The sequence below is a fragment of the Bacillus sp. JJ1521 genome, from assembly GCF_036965165.1.
GTDB lineage: Bacteria > Bacillota > Bacilli > Bacillales > Bacillaceae_L > Ferdinandcohnia.
This window is the reverse complement of the sequence record NZ_JBALOX010000045.1, coordinates 3208-7509: the sequence shown is the minus strand read 5'-3', so window position 1 is coordinate 7509 and position 4302 is coordinate 3208. Positions and strand designations below refer to the sequence as shown.

At 39.2% G+C, this 4302-nt stretch carries 4 protein-coding genes and 1 riboswitch; of the genes, 2 read left to right on the top strand and 2 right to left on the bottom strand.

Features of this window, described 5'->3' with window-relative positions; genetic code table 11:
- Positions 1-1405, top strand: a 1405-nt coding sequence (locus V7147_RS07905; protein ID WP_335367304.1) for an MFS transporter, incomplete at its 5' end; no start/stop codon positions are given.
- Positions 1406-1442: 37 nt separating this feature from the next.
- Here V7147_RS07905 and V7147_RS07900 read toward each other — a convergent pair.
- Entirely contained in the window at positions 1443-2534 is a 1092-nt protein-coding gene (locus V7147_RS07900; RefSeq protein WP_335367303.1) for a DUF1648 domain-containing protein, read from the bottom strand.
- Positions 2535-2555: 21 nt separating this feature from the next.
- Positions 2556-2927 (bottom strand): GntR family transcriptional regulator, encoded by a 372-nt coding sequence (locus tag V7147_RS07895; RefSeq protein WP_335367302.1) that lies wholly within the window; start codon positions 2925-2927, stop codon positions 2556-2558.
- Positions 2928-3048: 121 nt separating this feature from the next.
- A riboswitch (purine riboswitch) is annotated at positions 3049-3150 on the top strand.
- A gap of 99 nt (positions 3151-3249) precedes the next feature.
- Here V7147_RS07895 and V7147_RS07890 point away from each other — a divergent pair.
- Positions 3250-4302, top strand: a 1053-nt coding sequence (locus tag V7147_RS07890) for an NCS2 family permease (RefSeq protein WP_335367301.1), incomplete at its 3' end; no start/stop codon positions are given.

Here is a 4302-nt window from a genome sequence, read left to right as displayed (position 1 = left end):
CAATATGAAGTCCCGAATGCCGCCAGCCAGCCACCGGAAAGTCCTTCATCTTCTAAAAAGCAGAATGTCTGGCGAACCACCTATGAATAATTACCACCCCACATTGGAAGGCTTTTACTATCAAAGTCTATCCAAAAGTGGTGAAAAAATGCTAATCCGAGAAGACAATCCAAATAAGATACATCTTGCTGTCAAAAAGCTAATGTTGGTCAATACGATACGTAGCATTGGACAAGGTATGATGGTGGTTGCACTGGCCCTGTACCTTGATGCCATAGGGTGGAGCGGTATAAAAATCGGAACCGTGCTTGCAACAAGTGGGTTACTTGGCGTCTTTCTTGCACCGTTTATAGGTATTTATAGTGATCGTGTCGGTAGGAAACCATTCATTCTTTTTTCCGAGTTGTTAACAGCGGGATGTTCATTGATTGGGATTATGACGACTAGTCCGGTTCTTTTGTTTATTTCCATCACATTTTCCGGGTTCGGAAAAGCAGATGCGGGTTCAGCAAGTCCATTTGCTCCAGCTGAACAAGCTTGGCTTGCAGCTTATATCAAACCTTCTGATCGTGGAAAAATGTATAGTTTGAATAACGCACTTAGTTTTTTCGGAATGGCGGCAGGGGCTGTGCTCGTTGGAACAATGAGTGCCGGGTCAACAGCTTCAGGAGTTTCCTCCTATCAACAAGCCTTCTATTTTACATTTGCCTTATCTCTTGTTACGGCTTCGATTATTTTAACGACACGGGGAGAAACGCAAGTCAAGGAGAAGCAAATACCAGACAAGCATTTTAGTATTGAGGCTAAGAAAATGATCAAAGAAGAAAATACGGCAATTATAAAACTAGCTGGGATAAATGTATTGAATGGAATTGCAATTGGATTGACGGGACCGATGATGGCTTACTGGTTTTCCGTGAAATTCGGGGTTAGTAGCGCTCAAATTGGCAGTACGTTAGCCCTCACTTTTTTTGCAACAGGGATGACTTCGATCTTTCATTCGAGAATTTCTCACAAACATGGAACGGTACAATCGATTGTAATGGTGCGTTACATTGCGTGTCTTCTATTACTATTAATGCCATTGTTATCCTCTTATGCAATTGTATCCATTATTTATATCCTTAGAACGGCTTTGAATCGGGGGTCTCAAGGAGCCCAACAGGCACTGAGTGTGAGCTTAACTCGCGGTCAGCGCAGTGGCTTTGCATCAAGTATTAACCTTCTTTCAATGCGACTCCCGATGTCTATCGGACCATATATAGCCGGATATCTTTTTGGTTTGGGTGCGTTAGCTGTACCTTTTTATATAGCAGCTGGTTTACAAGGCAGTTTTGCCTATTTTTACGGAAAAATTTTTCGGGCTTACGATACAAAAATGAAACTAAATCCTTCATCTGGATGAAAAAAATCGACAAGTGGCGCTTGTCGACTTTTTCTTTCTATAGAAAACTAAACAGGAGGATGATTGCAATTGGGATTATGATAATAAGATAGCCAATTGGGTTTCCGAAGTTGATCGTCATCCCAACACCAAAGCGTTTTTCTACAAAGATGGATGGGTCATTTCTGTTGACATAAAAGAGTCCACCGACCCAATGCGAATCATCGTCATAATCTCTTATTCCCGTAGTGGTTTCATCAATGTTCAGTTTATCGGAACGCCCGACTTTTATGGCAAAAACAATGGTCGAGGCTAGGGTTACGATTAGAAAAATGAGTGGGACTGCCATTACGATGGTTCCATCCACAATATCGGGGTGAATTGTTCGTAATTGAAAGAAACTAAACATTCCCGTTAATAAAATGGTCGTTAAAAATAGTAACCAGCTTGTATATTTACGTAATGTTAATTGTCTTATTTGTGAAGCATTGGTTGCTGTTGCACTTAATTTAATGCCTGATATTTTTGTGCTTACAACAATTGTTAAAAACATGGCTTGCATGACCAACAGCATAAGTAGCGATGAAATGGCTGAGATTGGTGTTTTTTCCGTAAAGGCATCGGCTTCCCCGTTAGCTCCCCAATGAGTAGGAATCTGCGCTGGAAGAAGATCGTATTGTGCAATTGTGTAACCAATCATACCAACTGTGATAAGCATCGGTACTAAAAACACGTACCATGGAAGCATCTCATCCTTCGCACGAGCTGACAAATCCGCGATTTGTACCTGTTTTTCATTTTCTCCCCATTTCATCTTCCTTTTTAGCTGTAGTGTTTTACCGTGAAAATAAAAATAGAGCGTAAAACTGAAAAGAATAATCGCAAATTGAATAATGATTCCGATCAGAACAGTCTGTTCCTCGGAAGGGCCATTGGTTAGCGCCCAGGTAACGTAACCTGCTAAAGCCACTATTGATAAAAGGGACACAAGTAGGGCATATTTCTTTTTGTAAGAAGAAAGTTTTTCATCATTGATATTTTTTTCTGGAACCGTAATTCCAAAGATCACCGTGCGTTTTACAAGAAAGGGAACTGCGGTTTGGATTCCGGCTAAAATGACCGCGATAATGAGAAAGATGGCTAAAGTCATAATGATGCCTCCTTAATTATATTATTTAAAATCATTAATAGTAGAGGAAACTAATTCTTGAATTTGTTCACTAGACATACCAACAACAAGTGACTCCGCAATGAGTAATCTATAGTCATCCTTTAACCGTTCAAAGGAAGATTCAGTAAAATCCTGTGGGGAGGAGATAATCGCACCGGACTTTGGAACGATTCGGATCATGCCCTTGTTCTCTAATTGATGATAGCTTTTGTTGACTGTATGCATATTGATGCCAAGGTCTGCCGCAAATGTCCTTACGGAAGGTAAAGATTCACCTGGTTGAATAGATCCTTTAGCAATTCCTACAATGATTTGATTCGTGATTTGTTGGTAAATGGGAATTTCGGATTCAGGTTCAATTTGAATTAACATTTTTATCCCTCCAATCTGTTCTATATTTATTATAACAAAACTGTTCTATATTATCTATAACAAAAAACTTTATTTAACGAAAAAATTCTTGACGTGATTAAAAATTACTGTTAAAATTTTTTCGTTATATTAATATATTATTTGTATATGTTCGAGAATATGGCTCGATCGTTTCTACCAAGCTACCGTAAAAAGCTTGTCTACAAATGTTTTGTAAGGATATCAAGTGTCCTTATTTGCATTTGTTCATGCTTTGGTAAATTAACTGCCAAGGCTTTTTTTGTTGAGAAATAAATCTGTTCAAAATGGGGAATATAGAAATATGAAAAATTATTTTGATTTCAGTACACGTCAAACATCATATAAACAGGAATTTATAGGCGGGCTAACTACATTTTTATCGATGGCATACATACTCGTTGTCAATCCACTTGTGTTAAGTGAATCTGGTATGGACAAGGGTGCTGTTTTTACCGCAACAGCTATAACCATTATTCTTGGCTCATTGCTAATCGGTATCCTTTCTAATTACCCAATTGGAATCGCCCCAAGTATGGGTCTAAATTCATTTTTTACATATTCAGTTGTGATTGGGATGGGGATTCCTTGGCAGACTGCATTAACGGGTGTTTTTGTCGCAGGTATTTTATTTGTGATTTTAAGTGTGTTAAAAGTGCGGGAAAAAATTATTAATGTGATTCCACAGGATTTGAAGTATGCAATTGCAGGTGGGATTGGTTTCTTTGTCGCTTTTATCGGATTAAAAAATGCGAAAATTATTGTAGGGAATGAGGCAACGTTTGTATCACTTGGAGATTTCACATCTGGCGCGACTTTGCTTGCGTTATTCGGATTCATCATTACCTCAGTTATGCTTGTAAGGGGAATTCGTGGTGGCATATTCTACGGAATGGTTATTTCTTCAGTTGTAGGGATGATCCTCGGGATCATTGACAAGCCGACAGGTATCATCGGTAAAATTCCAAGTCTTGAACCAACATTTGGTGTTGTTTTTTCAGAGCTCCCAAATGTATTTACACCAGAATTAATTATTGTTATTTTCACATTCCTTTTTGTTGGATTCTTCGATACAGCAGGGACGTTGATTGCTGTCGCGAGTCAAGCTGGAATCATGAAGAAAAATAAAATTCCAAACGCGGGGCCTGCACTCTTATCAGATGCTTCTGCAACTGTTATCGGTTCTATACTAGGTACTTCTCCGACAGCTTCTCTAATCGAGTCATCGGCAGGTATTGCAGCAGGAGCACGAACGGGCTTTTCATCAATCGTTATATCCGGCTTTTTCTTTTTGGCACTCTTTTTCTCGCCATTGTTAGCCGTAGTTACGTCAGAAATTACAGCCCCAGCCCTCATT

Coding starts and splice junctions, on each gene's coding strand:
- V7147_RS07900 (WP_335367303.1), bottom strand. CDS start 2,534: ATGACTTTAGCCATCTTTCTCATTATCGCGGTCATTTTAGCCGGAATC.
- V7147_RS07895 (WP_335367302.1), bottom strand. CDS start 2,927: ATGTTAATTCAAATTGAACCTGAATCCGAAATTCCCATTTACCAACAA.